The organism is Nonomuraea rubra (assembly GCF_014207985.1).
GTDB classification, from domain to species: Bacteria; Actinomycetota; Actinomycetes; order Streptosporangiales; family Streptosporangiaceae; genus Nonomuraea; species Nonomuraea rubra.
This window is the reverse complement of record NZ_JACHMI010000001.1, coordinates 1,844,544-1,860,530: the sequence shown is the minus strand read 5'-3', so window position 1 is coordinate 1,860,530 and position 15,987 is coordinate 1,844,544. Positions and strand designations below refer to the sequence as shown.

13 protein-coding genes and 1 pseudogene are annotated in these 15,987 nt (G+C 65.2%); 10 read left to right on the top strand and 4 right to left on the bottom strand.

Annotation, left to right across the window (positions count from 1 at the left end; all coding sequences use genetic code 11):
* Positions 1–464 precede the first annotated feature (464 nt).
* Positions 465–1,640 carry an MFS transporter gene (locus HD593_RS08675; protein ID WP_185101675.1) on the bottom strand — a complete coding sequence of 392 codons (1,176 nt, stop codon included), beginning with the start codon at positions 1,638–1,640 and terminating at the stop codon, positions 465–467.
* A 411-nt stretch (positions 1,641–2,051) separates the two neighbouring features.
* On the opposite strand from HD593_RS08675, the pseudogene HD593_RS61180 reads away from it, so the two are divergent.
* Together HD593_RS61180 and HD593_RS08665 are read left to right on the top strand one after the other, a co-directional pair.
* Positions 2,052–2,728, top strand: a pseudogene (locus HD593_RS61180) (IS5 family transposase); the annotation flags it as partial.
* Positions 2,729–3,286: 558 nt separating this feature from the next.
* The gene (locus HD593_RS08665) at positions 3,287–5,050 is read left to right on the top strand and encodes an alpha/beta fold hydrolase (RefSeq protein ID WP_185101674.1); all 1,764 of its coding nucleotides are present in this window, start codon (positions 3,287–3,289) and stop codon (positions 5,048–5,050) included.
* Between the two features lie 26 nt (positions 5,051–5,076).
* Here HD593_RS08665 and HD593_RS08660 read toward each other — a convergent pair whose 3' ends face one another.
* Positions 5,077–5,238 carry an ATP-binding protein gene (locus HD593_RS08660; RefSeq protein ID WP_246547741.1) on the bottom strand — a complete coding sequence of 54 codons (162 nt, stop codon included), beginning with the start codon at positions 5,236–5,238 and terminating at the stop codon, positions 5,077–5,079.
* Between the two features lie 320 nt (positions 5,239–5,558).
* On the bottom strand, positions 5,559–6,221 hold the full coding sequence (locus HD593_RS08655; RefSeq protein ID WP_185101672.1) for a C39 family peptidase: 663 nt from the start codon (positions 6,219–6,221) through the stop codon (positions 5,559–5,561).
* Between the two features lie 567 nt (positions 6,222–6,788).
* Between HD593_RS08655 and HD593_RS08650 the strand changes: the two genes are divergently transcribed.
* The 8 genes from HD593_RS08650 (at position 6,789) to HD593_RS08620 (ending at position 13,913) form a co-directional block, all read left to right on the top strand.
* Complete coding sequence (locus HD593_RS08650; RefSeq protein ID WP_185101671.1) at positions 6,789–7,499, top strand: hypothetical protein; 711 nt, start codon at positions 6,789–6,791, stop codon at positions 7,497–7,499.
* An 8-nt stretch (positions 7,500–7,507) separates the two neighbouring features.
* The gene (locus tag HD593_RS08645) at positions 7,508–8,701 is read left to right on the top strand and encodes a S8 family serine peptidase (protein WP_185101670.1); all 1,194 of its coding nucleotides are present in this window, start codon (positions 7,508–7,510) and stop codon (positions 8,699–8,701) included.
* Between the two features lie 44 nt (positions 8,702–8,745).
* Positions 8,746–8,895, top strand: a complete 150-nt coding sequence (locus HD593_RS08640; protein ID WP_185101669.1) for a hypothetical protein — start codon at positions 8,746–8,748, stop codon at positions 8,893–8,895.
* The gene (locus HD593_RS08635) at positions 8,892–9,659 is read left to right on the top strand and encodes a hypothetical protein (protein ID WP_185101668.1); all 768 of its coding nucleotides are present in this window, start codon (positions 8,892–8,894) and stop codon (positions 9,657–9,659) included. Before HD593_RS08640 ends, HD593_RS08635 begins: the two co-directional genes overlap by 4 nt.
* A gap of 846 nt (positions 9,660–10,505) precedes the next feature.
* Entirely contained in the window at positions 10,506–11,549 is a 1,044-nt protein-coding gene (locus tag HD593_RS08630; RefSeq protein ID WP_185101667.1) for a hypothetical protein, read from the top strand.
* Between the two features lie 439 nt (positions 11,550–11,988).
* The gene (locus tag HD593_RS08625; RefSeq protein WP_185101767.1) at positions 11,989–12,771 is read left to right on the top strand and encodes a transposase family protein; all 783 of its coding nucleotides are present in this window, start codon (positions 11,989–11,991) and stop codon (positions 12,769–12,771) included.
* Between the two features lie 208 nt (positions 12,772–12,979).
* A complete protein-coding gene (locus HD593_RS65020) occupies positions 12,980–13,456 on the top strand; it encodes an NAD-dependent epimerase/dehydratase family protein (protein WP_350668420.1) in 477 nt (158 codons plus the stop codon).
* A complete protein-coding gene (locus tag HD593_RS08620; protein WP_185111730.1) occupies positions 13,410–13,913 on the top strand; it encodes an NAD-dependent epimerase/dehydratase family protein in 504 nt (167 codons plus the stop codon). The genes HD593_RS65020 and HD593_RS08620 overlap by 47 nt, the downstream gene beginning before the upstream one ends.
* Positions 13,914–14,769: 856 nt before the next feature.
* On the opposite strand, the gene HD593_RS08615 is transcribed toward HD593_RS08620, so the two are convergent.
* Positions 14,770–15,201, bottom strand: a complete 432-nt coding sequence (locus HD593_RS08615) for a hypothetical protein (protein WP_185101666.1) — start codon at positions 15,199–15,201, stop codon at positions 14,770–14,772.
* Positions 15,202–15,987 lie beyond the last annotated feature (786 nt).

Here is a 15,987-nt window from a genome sequence, read left to right as displayed (position 1 = left end):
ATACATGATCTGACGCCATCCCTGAGATCTTTATCGATTCATCGATGCAATTCACCGTGCGGCACCTGACCATCGATATTTTCTAATATTAGGCGTTCCTTGAGGACGTGACCAGTGAGTTGAGGGCCAGAGATCCCACTGATTTGGCCAGCGTGATTTCCGCGATAATTCAACGGAGGTCGATGGAGCCGATTGCACCCGTCTCTTCGGCGTAGCGGAATGTCGGAACCGTCAATCGCAGAAGATAACCCGGCAAGCGAACCACTCGACCGTTCTCTCGGCCGGCCGCCGGGCCGGCCGCTGACGACTGCGATTGTCTCAGGTGTCGCGGAACTCTGAGGTCGCCGCTGCTGATCGCGCCGCAGAACGAACGCAGTGACCTGCGGTGTACCAGTGATCGCAGCGTAGTAGCCGTCGGCCGTCATTCTGCCCGCCGAGCCGGATGGCCAGCGATCCGGCCGCGGTCATTGCGCCCGTCGCCCGGTCCGGCTGACAACTAGGATCGTCATCAGGAAGAGGGCGGCTCCGACCCACAGCACACCGGTGACCGCGACGCCGTCCATGAGTCGTCCACCGATCAGCGCCCCAAGCGCGATGGCAAGGTTGAACAGTGACGTATTGAGCGCAGTGGCCGCCTCGGCGTGGTCGGGCGCCCCCTTCAGAATCCAGGTCTGTACGGCCACCGGCACGCCGCCGTAGGCAAGGCCCCACAAAATCAGCAGCGCGACGCCGGTGGCGGGAGCCGTACCCACCACCGGGAACGTCAGCAGAGTCACCGCGAGCACGACACTGAGCCCGAGCACGGTCCGCCGGACGTCACGGCCCGCGAGGGAACCGGTGACGAAGGTGCCGATCACCCCAGCCACGCCAAAGACCAGGAGCAGTGGCGAGATCAGCGACCCCGGCACGTTGGAGATGTCGCGGAGAACAGGACCGACGAAGGTGAAGGCCGCGAAATGACCGCTCACCAACAGAAACGTGGTGATCACCGCAGCTCGCACCACAGGATTGCGCAACTGACCAGCCAAGGTGGAGAGCCGAACCTGATCACTCACCGGCATTCTCGGCAGCAGCATGAACAGCCCGATCACAACGGCAAGGCCAAGCGCACCCACGGCACCGAAGGCGACCCGCCAATCGGTGAGCCCACCGAGCAGCGTTCCGGCAGGGACACCGATCACGTTGGCCGCGGTGGCACCGCCGAACGCCACCGACGTGGCCCTGGGCACGTACCGCTCGGGGACCATGCGAATCGCGATCCCAGCGGCCAGCGCCCAGAAGCCGCCGATGCCGACACCGACGAGGAAGCGGGAGACAAGCAGCACACCGAAGTTCGGTGCGAGTGTGGACAGCAGGTTGGCCAGCACCATCAGCGACAGCAGCACGAGAAGGACAGTCCGCCTGTCGGCCCCGCGGATGGCCGGTGGGAGCAGAGGGGCTGTCACCGAGGCGACCAGTCCGGGAAGGGTGACCATCAGGCCGACCAGCCCTTCGGAAACGCCGAGCGCGCCACCGATCGGAGTGAGCAGGCCGACGGGAAGCTGCTCAACGGTGACAACGCAGAATGTGCCCACGGCGACGGCGATCACGGCGAGCCAGCGCTTGAGCGGCACCCGCTCCTGCAGAACTGTGGCAGACATCGAACTCCTAAAGATTCAACGGCTAATCTCGATGGCCCTGGATCGGGCGACGGTAGCGAATGTCAGCTGAAACTCGCCATGACACAAGCGGACGGAGAACTCGCTCGTTCATCATCAAAGTCACGCCGCTGACGACCGATCGGAGAGCGCTCTGTTTCAATAACGTTCGTCAACAGTCATGCCGACACGAATCGACCGCTTCACCGATCGTGCTGCGTATTAGCGTCAGAGCGCAAGGTCGAGCATCCCACCGTTCCGGACAAGATCTCCGGCCGCACTTCGCTCGTCTTTCCGTGGCTGAAACACTGGGATTCGAGTCCCTCTAACGAGTGGCTAAAGTCGGTCAATACCAGCTTTTGCTCGGCGATCAAGAGGCTGTTTGCTGTGCGCCGCCGTCGGCGACCTTAGACCGTGACTCATTTGGGTGTTGATCGTTGGATCGAACGTGGATGTGTTTCTCCAGTGGTACCGCCGGCGCCGACTCGGCCGCAGGGCGGTGGACGGCACCGCGTGGAGGATCGAGTGATCCTGGCCGCCATCGTGTACGTGGCCACCACCGGGTGCGCCTGGCGGCAGTTGCCGCCGGTCTTCGGCGCCTCCTGACAGACGGTGCACCGCCGCTTCACCGAATGGAGCGCCGCGCGAGTGTGGGCCAAGCTGTACCGGATCTTGCTGGACGAGCTTGGCGCGCGGGTGGGCTGGACTGGTCGCGGTGCGGTTGACTCGGTCAGCGTGCGGGCGATGAAAGGGGGGAGCTGACAGGTCCGAATCCTGTCGATCGCGTCAAGAAGAGGTCGCAGATCCGCCTCATCACCGAACGGACCGGTCTACCGCTGGCTGTCGCGATCAGCGCTGCCAACGTCCATGACAGTCTGGCGCTGGAGCCGCTGGTTCGCAGCATCCCGCCGATCCGCTCCCGCCGCGGGCCTCGGCGACGGCGACCGGCGAAATTCCACGGCGACAAGGGCTATGGCCATCCCCATCTGCGGACCTTCTTGCGCGGCCGGGGCATCGTCCCGAGTATCGCCCGCCGGGGTGTGGAGTCCAGCCAGCCCCTGGGACGGCACCGCTGGGTGATCGAGCGAACCGGCCCTGCACACGCCAGCACGATCCTCGCCCGGACCGCGACCCGCGATGACTCCGCTGACATGCCGATCGGCTGAGCCCGCTGGCTCTCCGATAAGTGGATTTCCACTGCGGACGGTGCTGGATGCGCCACAACCAACACCATACGGACGTATCTACGAATTTCAGGCGGATGACATTCGCCGACCATCGCGGTGCGGACCGCGCTGCACTTCGCTCCCCACAGAGATCCGCGGGGCACGCGTTCAGGCAGCAGCAGGTCTGGAACGCCCTGGGCGACCGCGTTGAGGGCCGCCTCCCAGTCGTCGACGCTACGGCTCCACCGGGGTTTGTTCGCGACCCGTTCGGCCGTCTACCTGCATCTCCTGCAAACGGGAGGGCGAGAAGCACCCATGCCGATGCCGAGCGTGCTCAATCATCGTGATCCGCCCTTGCCGTCACCAGGGGATGTTGCGCCGAGATCATCTCACGGTCGCTGGTTCCGTCTGGGAGCAGGCTCCCAGACGGAATCCTTCAAGAGGCCGAAGAAATCTTGAGCACGGGAAACCAAGCTTGGAGGCATGATCGCAAAAGCCCTGGGACTCGTACTGACCGCGGCTCTGCTGCCCGGCACACCGACCCCTCCGACCGGCCTGCATAAGTGCGCGAACGCGAGCACCCCCTGTGACGGCACCATCGACGTCCCCCTCGACTGGGAGAATGCTTCCTCCAAACGGCTCTCCGTGGCCTTCACTTGGATCCCGGCCAAGGACGCCGACGGGACGGTAGTGGCCAATCGTGGCGGGCCGCTGGCGGCTCTGCCAACCGTGCCCGACCTACAAAAGACTCTCGGGCCCGTGCTCACGCGAAAGAATCTCCTGGTCATGGACCCGCGCGGGCTCGGGAAGTCCTCGCCGCCGCCGTGTGAGGGGGTCGATTTCTTCAAGCCCGAGACCGTCGCCGCCTGTGCCAGAAGCGTGGGATCGCAGGGCGCCTACTTCACCGCCGACCAGGCGTCACACGATCTCGACGCGATACGGCGAGCGCTCGGCCTGGGCAAGGTCAGCTTCTTCGGCAACTCCTACGGCACCCTGTACGCCCAGGCATACGCGGCCCGGTACCCCCACAGCCTGGACGCGGTGTTCCTGGACAGCACCACGGTCGTAGAGCCCAACGGGTACGCGAGCTGGCAGTATCGCTCCCAGCTCCACTATCTCGATCAACTCTGCGAGCAGTCGAAGGCGTGCGACGCCTTGCCGGGCAGCGCCTCCGGCACCTGGACACGGCTGGTGAACCGGCTGCGGGAAAGGCCGGACCCGGAGGTGACGCTGTATCGGACCTTCACGATGAGAATCCCGGAGGAGCCGGTGCTCGGCCGAGAGATCAACGCGGCCGCGGCCGCTTACCTGCGCGGCGACCCGGCTCCGCTGCGTCGCCTAGCCCGATTGGGGCCCAACACCTCTCCGCCGGGCATCCACCCGAATCCTGCCGGATACCTGGCCTATCGCTGCGGCGACGGCGCCTTCCCGTTCGACCGGCTGGCCTCGGCGTCCGAACGTGAGGAACAAGCCGAGCGGTACAACAAACAGGTACGTCCGCTGGCGCCGTATCAGATCGCGGACCTTGTCTCCACCGGCGTCAGCGGCCTGGAGTGGTGCATCAACTGGCCGACTCCACGCCACAGCCCGCCCCGCCCGCCTGGGCAGGCGCTGCCCAAGGTGCCCGTCTTGGTGATGGCGGGGGATTTCGACGTCAGCAACAGCCCCGCCGAAGTGGAGCGTTCGCTGCGGGCCTTCCCGAACGCCACTGTCGTCCGGGTCCCGTTCGGGTGGCATGCGATGTCCTTCCGTCCAGGACCGTTGGGCGATTGCGTACGGGGCACGCTGCGTACCTTCCTGACCACCAAGCAGGTCCGTGACCAGAAATGCACCGGCGAGAACTACCGCGCCATCGGCGCCTTCCCCCAGAAGATCGCAGACGTACCGCCACAACCGGCCCACAACCTCAGCACCGTCCAGCGGCAGATCCTCGCGGCCACCTTCGCTACCGCGGCGGACGCCACCGCCCGCCGCAACCCCAATGGCTACCTGTACGCAACGATGCAGCACGAGCCGGGACTGCGCGGCGGCCAGGTCGCCTTCGACCAGGACATCACCCTGGACAAGGCTCAATTCGTACGCGACCTGCGGGTCAGCGGCCCAATCAAGCTCGCCCCGGACGGTCGCGCCACCGCCACGCTCCGCGCCGAGAACGGCGGGCGCACTCACGAGGTGACGCTGATCTGGACGGCCTTCTCCACCCACCCGTCTCTGTCGGGCACCTTCGACGGCATCCCCTTCGGCTAGTTTTCCTGCCCGTGACTCTGCCGGCTTCAGGACAATCCCAAGCGGTGCTCGGCCAGGACACGCTTCAAGCGCCGGATGAGGTCGTCACAGGTGGTGAAGTGGGTGCGGTGCCCGGCCAGGCCGATGGCGATCATGGTCTTGCCGACGCTGGGCCGCCCGATGAAGACCACGTCGGTGGCGCCGTCCAGGAACGCAACGAAGCCAGCTCACGGACGACAGCCTCGTCCAGGCCGGGCTGAGCGGAGAAATGGCGGGTGCAGTCGCACGGCCACTGTTCCCAACGTCTGGCGGACGTGGCGGGCTGAGGCACGTCGCCGAGAGGGAGGGCACGTCCGAACTGGGCACAGCACGGTGTGGCGGGCGTCTGACGCTCTCATGCCCTCCCCGGAAGATTCCGGCGACTCCCTGACCCGGCGGCCTCCCGTGAGAGAACCAGACGGCGGCTTGACCTGACCGGTTGACCTGTCGGCACCCGCATGGTGTGCGCGAGCGGGCGGCCCGCTCAAGTTCAGAGACGCGAGATGTCGCGCATGCCGAAGCCCGTCTGGAACGCGCCGGCGAGCGTCGTCACGGCGATGGTGTGCCTGCCACCGGTCGGCTTCGAGGGGTCGAAAATGGTGACCGTGCCCTTCACGCTGTTGTAGCCGTAGGCAACAATCAGGTGACCGGTGTTGCCGGGGAATTCCTTGCCCTTGTTCCAGGGCAGCTTCTCCGGCCATACCGCGAGATCGGTTGCCCGGCGGAGGACACCAATGTCGTGGGACAAGCGGCTCATCAGGGTCAGCGGCCGCTTGGTGACATCCGTGGCCAGAGTGAACTTGTAGCCCCGGGGCTTGACGTACGCGTTGAGCGTGTTCATGGAACCTTCCCACGAGGTGCCCGAGGTGGTGGTCCCCATCTTCTTGGCCAGAGTAGCCTGGTCAACCTTGATGCCGAAGGTCGACAGGATCATCTGCGCCGCGGCTGGGGCGCAGTGGTTTCTTTTGATCATGTACTGCCCCTTGAACGGCAGCGTATGCGCCAGCGGGGGGATGGCAGCACTACCCGCCTGGGGCACAGCCACAAACCCGGCGGCGGCGTGCGCCAGGTTCTGAGGTGCGACCTGCGCGCCAGCCGTGAACGCCATCGATACGGCTAGGGCTGCGGTGCACTTCATGATCCACTGCTTCACTACCGAACTCCTCGAAGCCTCGGGCGGAATCGCTCGCCACCGTTGTTCCTCGCGCTCTTCACGCTGTTCCGCAAGACGTCATTAGACGGCGGAAAGAACACGGGAACAGCTTGAGGTCGGACGCTTTCCGGCGCAATGCCAGAAAGCCCACGGATTCGGCCACCGCCAGCGCGTAGGTCGGTGTCTGTCCAAGTCCGGGAGCGGGCGATCACTCTCTGAATTCAGAGGAAGGCTCGGAAGATTCAGAAAGATAGGCGTCGGGACTCGAACTCCGAACCTACGTTCAGAAGTAAGCATGAAGGCGTGCTGGCTGGAAGAGTGGGATTTCTGGCCTGTTTCTCGCTGGCTGGACCTCAGAGGCTTTGGCTAGCATTTCCAACCATTTCCTAGGCGATCAGATGTCGCCTCGCGATGCATGTCGACGAACGAAAATGATTCCCGGAAGTAACGTGGCAGGAGTTCCTCGATATGGCCTATCCGCCCGGACCGCAACATGCAGGGACGCCTCTGCTCCGTCCGGCTCGGTCCCCCCGGCCCATGCGCAGCCCAGCAAGAGTCGTTGCCGGCGTGCTCATCGGCGCGTTCGGCTGCCTGCCCGCGTTGGCTGGCGGCGCGATCACGTTGAAGGCCATGGCCAACAGTAAACAGGTGGTCCGCAACCATGAGTATTCAGCGAATCTGTGGCGGAATGTCCCGGTCGAGAGGTTGTTCCCGGACATGATGGGCATCCGGGAGGCGCACGCGAGGGAGCGGCGGCCGCAGGATGGGCGGGGCTGGCGCCGGATGGCGGTCTCTGAAGAGACGGCCTGCGGTAGAGCGCTGAGTGGACAACTCGGTGAGCTGGCCGCCGCACACGGTTGCCGGTCTGCGGTCCGCGCCACCTACCTCGACGTCAGCGGTGGAACGGCCGCGACCGTCGCCATTGTGACCTTCAAGGACACCGACGGCGTGAAGGAGCTCGAGCACATCCTGGAGGAGGCCCAGAGCAACGAGGCCGACTACGGCGTACGCGCGCTGCCAGCCCGCGGCACCCAATGGAAGGACGCCGCGCGCGCAGGAAGCGGAGGCACGTTCTGTCTCGACCGCCACACGCCCGTGTTCGTCGCAGTGACCGCGGGCCCCGCCGACGGCCGCAAAGCCGGCAAACTCCCCTTTCCGTGGGGGAAGAGGGACTGGGATCAGCGGGCGGACCGCTCCCCCTGGGGTTACTCCGCGGTGGGGCTGGCCCAAGAGGTTGCCGCCCAGCTTGTCCGCGAAAGCCGGGCGGCACAGGCGTGAGACGCGCCATGAGAAGCAGCGCGATGGCGTGCGCGGCCGCCCTCATCCTGGGCGTGACCGCCCCCGTGCAGGCCGAAAGTGCCCGCGGGTGGGAGGCCGATGTCATGGATGTACCCGAAGCGCACCGCAGTGCGCGGGGCAAGGGAGTAAAGGTCGCCGTTCTCGACACCGGAGTCGTCGATCGGCATCCGGCACTGCGGGGGCGCGTCATTCAAGGCCCGGACCTCATCGGCGGAGGCGCGAAGCCCGGCCAGTCGTACTGGGGCGGGCACGGCACCGCCATGGCGTACAACGTGCTGTCCGTCGCGCCCGAGGCGCGCGTCCTGTCCGTGCGAGCCCTCTGGGAGAACGAGGACCCGGCTCGGGAGCGGCAAATTGAAGCCATCCGCAAGTTCTACGAGACAGGCAAGGCGGACGCGCAGACCATGAGAGCCGTGACGGCCCTGCCCCGGGCCATCAGGTACGCCGCTGACCAGGGGGCCGACATCGTCTCCATGTCCATCGGCTCGGACGAGTGGGAAGGCCTGCGCGACTACGAACACGATGTGGCGGCCGCCGTCAACTACGCTCTGGGCAAGGGAGTAGTCCTCATCGCCGCGGCGGGCAACGGCGGCTCAACCGACCGCATGGACACCGACGCGAACAACACAGTGTCCTATCCAGCGGCCTACCCGGGAATCATCGCGGTGGCCGCCATGTCGCGTGAGGGCCGCAGAGCGCAGTTCTCCCAGGTACACGCCTACAACACGGTCGCCGCTCCCGGAACGGAGATCTACAGCGCCGACATCAAGGGCGGTCTGCGCCCCGTCCAAGGGACTTCGCCCGCTTGCGCGCTGACCGCCGGCGTCGTGGCGCTGATGTTGTCGCGTAATCCGGACCTGTCTCCCGGCCAGGTCCGTCAGATCCTCACGACCACAGCGCGCAAACCACCGAACGGATACACCATCTTCCTCGGCTTCGGACTGGTCAATGCGGCGGCCGCAGTACGGGCGGCCGGCTCGATGAAAGGCGCCGAAGCCGCAGCCGCGCCGTACAACGGGAAGGACTTCTTCGACGGAGGGCCGACCGATCAACCAGGCACCAATCCCCCGATTGACGGCCAATACCTGTTCTTCGGCGGCATCGGGCTCGGCGTGGCCTCACTGTGCTGGCTTGTCGCATTCCTGCTACTTCGCCGCCCACGGAGGACGAGACAGTCGTGACCGGCAAGTGTTGACATCAATGAGAAAGTGTACGGAGCCAGATCATGGAGTACTTGCTCGTCCGGCGGCGCTTCACCGGCTACGGCCTGTGGCGCAAGGCGTTCGGCAGCCTGGATGAGGCGAGGGCGGCCAGCGGCATGCCCCATCTCAGAACCCTTGAGGCGCCGGGCAGCCCGGCTCTCGCCCGCCCATGATGCAGCGCTTTGGGCCCGGCCCCTACCCGCTCATGCCACCCGCTCCCCAGAAGAAGAAGCGGAACAACACGGTAGTGATCGTCACCCTGGTCGTAGGCGTGGTCGTGCTGCTGTTAGGTGGCGGAGCGATCGGCGCATACGTCTACGTGAACGAGCAACGTCAAGCCCTGGCGCCCGCCTTCCCGAGCACCGCGCCGACCATGCAACCACCACCGTCCACCCCTCCCTCCGCTCTGGCGACGCTCTCCCCACCGAGTCCCGTGCCGTCTCCGACCACCCCTGGTCGGGGAGGCGCCAGCACTCCGCTCGTTCATGAGGAGTTCCAGGATTGGGACCATGCGCGAGACAGCGCGACGTTCAGCGCGCGCAAGGTCGCCGGGTGGACGTACGAATCGTGCGACCCCCTGGACGCCGAGGGCGTACTGGCCGACCACGATTGCGAGCGGGCGGTCCAGCTCGCCTACTCGGCTAAGAGCGGACACGTCAAGATCCTCCAGATCATGGCGTCGTTCCCCACCGAGCAGGACGCCAAGAGCACCGCCACACGCCTCCTGCAGGGCCGCCGCACCGACCGGGCGTTCACCTGGAAAACTTCCTACATCCATGGCTACTACGGAAGAGTGCTGCCAGTCTGGTCGAAGAGCTACCTCATCGTCACGGTCGTCAGCACAGACAAGACGGGCAAGCCCGACGCCATGAAGTTTCTGGCGTACCTGATGAGCGACCGCTTGCGCTACTTCGGGCAGCGCGACCGGATCGCATGAAGCTGACGGATACCGGGAAGCCTCGCCCGAGCAAGCGGCGACCGAGGGACCGTGACTTGACACACGGCCAGGCTGAAGAACTGGTCGTCATCACCGAAGGGCGGATGCTGGACCCTCGGCAATCGCTGCGGGCACATGCGGGGCCGGCGCGTCGAGTCGGGAGCATCGGCCGAGTCGGTCGGCGGGAACACGGGTGGTGGTCACCTCCATGCCCGGTGACCCGGCTGGGACCGATCGCTGGTTGGTGGTGCTGGACGCGCGCAAACTGGTGTGAGCCGAGCACAGCGAGCAGGGGCTTGTCCGGAGTTCGCGGTATCGGTGGTTGCGGTACGTCTTCCGAGTCGCCATCGATCCGGTTCGTAGGACGGACGATCGCTGACAGGGGAAGGCCTCCCCCGGATGGGCCTTCGATTCGTCGCGGGCCTCTGAAGTCGCCGCCCGCCGGGGCTGGGGTACCAATGCACGGTCGCCGGCGAAGCGGAAGCGTTCGAGGACCAGGCCTCGAACGATCTCAGCGCCGTGGTCGCGACCGCGTCCCGCGCTCTGGGGACATTACGGACACCGTCTCGGATCGGCTGCCCGTGCCCTTCATCGAAGACATCGATGAGGACCTGTACTTGCGGCTACTTACGGCTGCTCCGGCTCCTGGCGCGATCGCCATGGTCCACAGCCAGTGTCCGACGACCGTCGGACTGGTCTGACCGCTCACCTGTTGGTCGTGACGTCGTTCACAGAAGTGAAAGGAGAGCCACGATGCTCTCACCTGAGCCCCAGCCCTCCTCGGCCGGCCACCCCACGCCACGTGCGGCGAAGCCGGAGGAGCTACCCGTCGGCTGGGGGCGGACCATGGCGATCGCCGCCCCAACGGCGATCGCGGTGGCCTGTCTCCAGGTCCTGCTGAATCTGATGGTGTCGCATGAACATTCGTACAAGGACCTCCGCGGATATCTCATCCACGCGAGTGAGTATCCGTACTTCCTCATCATCACCCAGCAGGCATTTCCGCCGGGAGTTGCCGTCTCCGGGTCTGTGTGGGCGGCGCTGGGGCTTGCCGTAACCGTGGCCGGCGTGTTCACGCCGCTGGTGCTCGGCCTCCGTGCCATACGTTCCACGGGCGGCACCTTCGGGGTCGCACTGCTCGGCTGGGGCTGCACCGCGCTCGGCGTAGGCGCGGGGGTGCCCCTCTTCACGTTTCAGAACGCAATACCCAGCCGCTATCTGGAGGCCATGTTCCTGAACCTGGCAGAGTTCGGGCCGGTATGGATTCTCCTGTGGGCGTGGGTGGGTGCGCTCGTGGCAGCCGCGCTCTACCGCCTGACGGCGTTGCGCGAGGCTACGCCCGCTGCGGCGGACCGTCGCAAAACATGCAGGACGTACAAGACGGCCGCGATCGCCGCGGCTCCCCTCGTGCTGCTCATGCTGACGCTGACGCTGTTCGTGTTGGATCATCCCAAAGATCTGGCCTTCTTCCCCGATCCCCTCAGTTACTCGCGGATGACCGATCCGGGTAGGGGGACGTGGGTGTGGGGCGGTTGGGACCTTGTTGGGCTGTTCGTGCTTCAGGCGGCCTACGTTCTGCTGGTGGTGCTGACACTGGGATCGGCGCTGCGCGCCGTCCGGCCGCGTCGCGCCGGTGCGGGTGTCTTCGCCCTCGGCTGGAGCTGCGCGGTGCTCGCTTGTGGTGGCGTCGGGTTGCTACGCGAAGCGATCTTCAACGCCGTAGGAACAGATCCAGACGTTGAGCAGATCTCCTGGGGCTACTACCCGCCGCTCTTCGCCGAGGGGATCGGAGTCGGCATCTTCTTCGGGTGGCTCGTGGGGATCGCCGCGGTGCTCTCCCACAGAAACTTGGCACCGGTTGTGTCTGAACAGAACGAGGCCCGTACATGAGGAGGCCGGCGCCATCCCGGCCCCGCGTAGGTTTGTCGCCGATGACCTCCTGTGGAGCACGCCGGCCTCTGGCGACCGTACCGGCGAGGTGGAGACGGGGTGTCGCGCTCGGTCGCATCAGGCGATCGCGCGGCCTCGCGAACTGGTCAGCGGGTTCGTCGCTCTGGAAATCTGGCATGACACTGGTGGACGCCCAGGCACATGCCGACCGCGCGACCGTCCACTCCCCCGCCGTCGCCGCCGTTCGTGGTCCATGGTCGCCGGGGCGGTCGTTGCCGAGGCTGTCGGCGGGGGCGAGGATCGCGCAGATGTACACGGAGGCTTTTCCAACCTGATCGCGCTGGTCAGCGGGGGCGGCGCGAGGACGGGTTGGCATGAGAAGAGGCTCTCGGTAAGACAGCAGTCGACCAAGATCCGATGCCTCTACCGGAGAGCCTCGTTGCTGTCTTACCCTGCCGCGATTCCGCTGTCCAATCACACCCTGATCCGGCTGGCCGAACTGATCCGCGCCCGGCGTGCCGAGCGCCGCTGCCGGTGGCGGCGCCTGGACCCATCCCGGCAAGCCCTGCTCGTGCTCGCCCATCTGCGCAACGGCGACACCTACGCGCGTCTGGCCTCGGGCTTCGCCATCGGCACCAGCACCGCCTGGCGCTACGTCCGTGAGGCGACCGACCTGCTCGCCATGCTCGCCGACGATGTGCACGCCGCCGCCTTACGCGCCGGCCGGCTGGCCTACGCCATCCTGGACGGCACCCTGATCCCGATCGACCGGCTGGCCGACGAACGGCCGTACTACTCCGGCAAACACCGATGCCACGGCGTGAACGTGCAGGTCCTGGCCGATCCGGCCGGCCGCCTCGTCTGGGCCTCACCTGCGATGCCCGGCGCCACGCATGACTTGACCGCGGCACGCGCCACCGGCCTGATCGACGCGCTGACCACCACAGGCGTACAGACCTTCGCCGACAAGGGATACCAAGGCGCAGGCGGCAGCATCCGCACGCCGTTCAAAGGCCATCGACTGCGGCCACCGCTGTCACGCCATCAGCGCTCGGTCAACCGCGCACACGCCCGCATCCGCGCCTGCGGCGAACGCGCCGTCGCCACCTTGAAGACCTGGAAAGTCCTGACCCGCCTGCGCTGCTGCCCGCACCGCGCCACCACCATCGTGCAGGCCATCCTCGTCCTGCAACTCATCGAAGAGGGCCGCTACGCAGGATGAAAAGCGCTCACGCATAGCGGAAGGCGACGGTATGTCCATGGACCGCCAATGATCCGGCACGATACTCAGGCTCCGCCCAGTGCGCGAGCGAACGCGAGGCCAACGATTCCCTGCCTTCATTGAAGCCTTCCGGCCCTCGATATGTTCTTGCCCGGAAGTATCATGTAATGTCGCTGCCCGGCCCGGAATTGACAAGATTTGAGCGGGTATGAAAATTCTAGTTCTGGGTGGCACCCGTTTCGTGGGCCGCACCGTCGTCGAGGTCTTGTTGCGCGATCACGAGGTGTTCGTACTCAACCGGACTACTCAGCCGCTGTGGGACAGCAGGCTGATGCAGTTGTTCGCCGACCGGAATGACGCGGTACAGATGCGTCAAGCACTCGGTGCCGCCTCCTACGATGCCGTCGTGGATGTGTCGGGGACCGAACCTGTGCACATCTCAAATGTGATTCGCGCGCTCCCACAGCGGGAGAGCCTGCGCTATGTCTACATCAGCCCGGCTGCGGTCCACAATCAGCTGTCCGCCGATCCCCCTTTTCGGAGAAGGATAGGGCTGATGGCGATGCGATCTGGGACGGCTACGGGGAGGCGAAAGCCGCCTGCGAAGCGTTGCTGCGTGACCGCTTCCCCCTGGTGCCCTGACGATCCTGCGCCCCCCTTATGTCTACGGACCTCGCAACGCTGAGCAGCGGGAGCTGCTTCCCTGGGCACGCATGCTCTCCGGCCGACCAGTTTTCGTCCCAGGGGACGGCAGCACCCGCATCCAGTTCGTCGACGCCAGGATGCTGGCGCGCATTGTCGTCACCGCATGCGAGGGACGACTCGTACCGGATGTGTATAACGTGGGAGAGCACACCACCTACTCATTCCTCGAATACCTGCACATTTTGGGACATGTGGCGGAGGTTGCGCCTCGGCTGGCGATGGTCACGGATACTTCGGTCCGTCCACGTGACTACTTCCCATTCCGTGACGCGGAACTGACACTCAACGTGAACAAATTGGCAGCCGCGGGCGTCGAGGAAGATTCGGTCCTCACCAAGGGCCTGGCAGATACTCCTGCCTGGTTTCGGCGGCACGGCGACCTGACGTACATTCCCACATCTCAGGAGCGGGAGTGGTTGACATCGCGCCGCAGGTAGCCCTGATCAATGGCCGCTCCCACCTGCTGAAGCTCGGAGAGGACTTGGCGGCTGAACCTTCCTCCTCCAGGTTCCACCCATGAGGCTCGAAAACGTCGATCCACGCGATGGCCTGCGGCCCCTCGCGGTTGTGCAGATGCTGGCTGTCATCACTTGAGCGGGCAGTCACATAGGATGGGCGATCACTCAATCGAAACGTCGGGGATTCAGCGTTGCTGTGAATCTGCAGATCACATACACGACTGCTTATTCAGGCCCCACACCTCCAGCGATCGCGACGCCGGCCTCTGGTGGGAGCTGTCCATGCGGCAGATCGGACCCGCTCGCGTTGCTGACCTCGATGTGAACAGCTCCCCGATGTGCGCTACCCGAACGGTGAAAGTCTCATCGTTGCCGGAGCCGGAAGGCTTGAGTGGCGTTCGCGGCAAGTTCGGCGACTACGGTGACTGTTCGTCCACGGATGGGTGGCCAGGAAGTACCTCACGTAGCGGACTTCGGGCGGACGTGCACTGAATCGGCGCGCCAAGAACGCCTTCAGGTCGAGCACATCCAGGATGAACTCCGTCCGCGACCAGGGTGCCGGCTCGTCGAAGAGTCCTGGCCGGTTCTCTTTCGAGACCTACTCTGCCGAGGCCTGCCATCGATTCCCTGTCGGGCTCATTGGTGGCGCTGTCGGTTCGCTCGGGACCCGGAACACCAGGCAGCAGGCCCTCGATGACTGGAGGGGCGGGGCGATGTTCCTAATCGCCCCGCCCCTCGAAGGGGTCAAGCAGAGAGGGCAACTCACGTGAGACCCCACCGAAGCTCCTGCAAGCAATCCCGTGCGGACGCCACAACAATGGGACTCTATGTTGCGTCAGCCGCAGTTACCCCAATAGGAACGCCCGCCGCGCGCCGCTTTGGTCCCTCCGACGTTGTGGATCTCGCCGGAGTACATCACGCACTTGCCCGTGGCCAAGCGAGTGACCGTCACGTAGGACTTGGCGTTGCCGGACACGCTCTTGCCGCCCGATCCCTGGACGGTGAGGGTGGCCTTAACATAGGTGCTCACGCGAGTGTTGGCGCTCTTGATGACAGCAAGGCAGTTCTTGCCGGTCGAGTTGTTGTAAAGCAGGTAGGCACGGCCGTACACGGCACTGCCCGACTTGATCTCGCGAGTCCCGTCGCTCACCCGAGAGTACCCCGAGCCACAGGCCGCCTCGGGCGAGACGCTGGCAGCCGCCTGCGACGCGGAGGCGCTGCCCACGGTAAGGCCGGCAGCGGCGAGAAATCCCACGATGACGCTCATTGTGATGCTTCTAGACATGAATGTCCTTCTTGGTTGTGTCCGTGTGTATAAATACCTCTGACGCGTGGCGCAGTATCACTTCGTTTCGGCGAGAGAGTGGTGCGAGTCGAGTGATGGATCTGGTTGCGGTCGGCGGGCTGAAATCGTCTCCCTACTGATCGCGTTGCGCTGGACTCCGACGACAACTACGCCGATCCTGGCCTTGATGCGGGGAATTCACTGGAAGCCACCAACGCACGGAGCGGTTACTCAAACCCCTGCCAACGTCTGGGGCCTGACCTGACACAGCGCGGCATACGTTCCTGCGGGTCGCCCGCCCTGGGGCATGACTGGACTATCGCGCTGTGATGTGGCTTGCTTGGTCAGGTTCACGCACAGCGAGTGGTCATCCGGTGGACGCTTCGCAGCCAGCGACCTGCACCGCCGACCGTGCCATAAACGTGGATGCATTTGCCCGGAGCCTTGGTGTACACCTGACCAGCGTAGAACTCGCACCATCCGTGGTCCTCTACTGAAGTGCCACCGGAAGGCTTGATCGCCGCTGTCGTGCAGTTCTCCGCGTTGGCGAAACTGCCGTACCGTAAGGTAAGGCGCAGCTCTTTCGGAGCCGGAGTTAATAGTTGACCTCGATCATGCCATGCCCGGCGGCATCCCCGTTGATGGCCTAGACGCCGCCCCTGAAGTAGCCGATGCCGCGTGGGGTCTACCGCACTGGCTGATGGGACACCGACTTTCAGCCAGGTGGAGGCCAGAGCCACACCGGCCATGACTAATCCGACTGTTCTT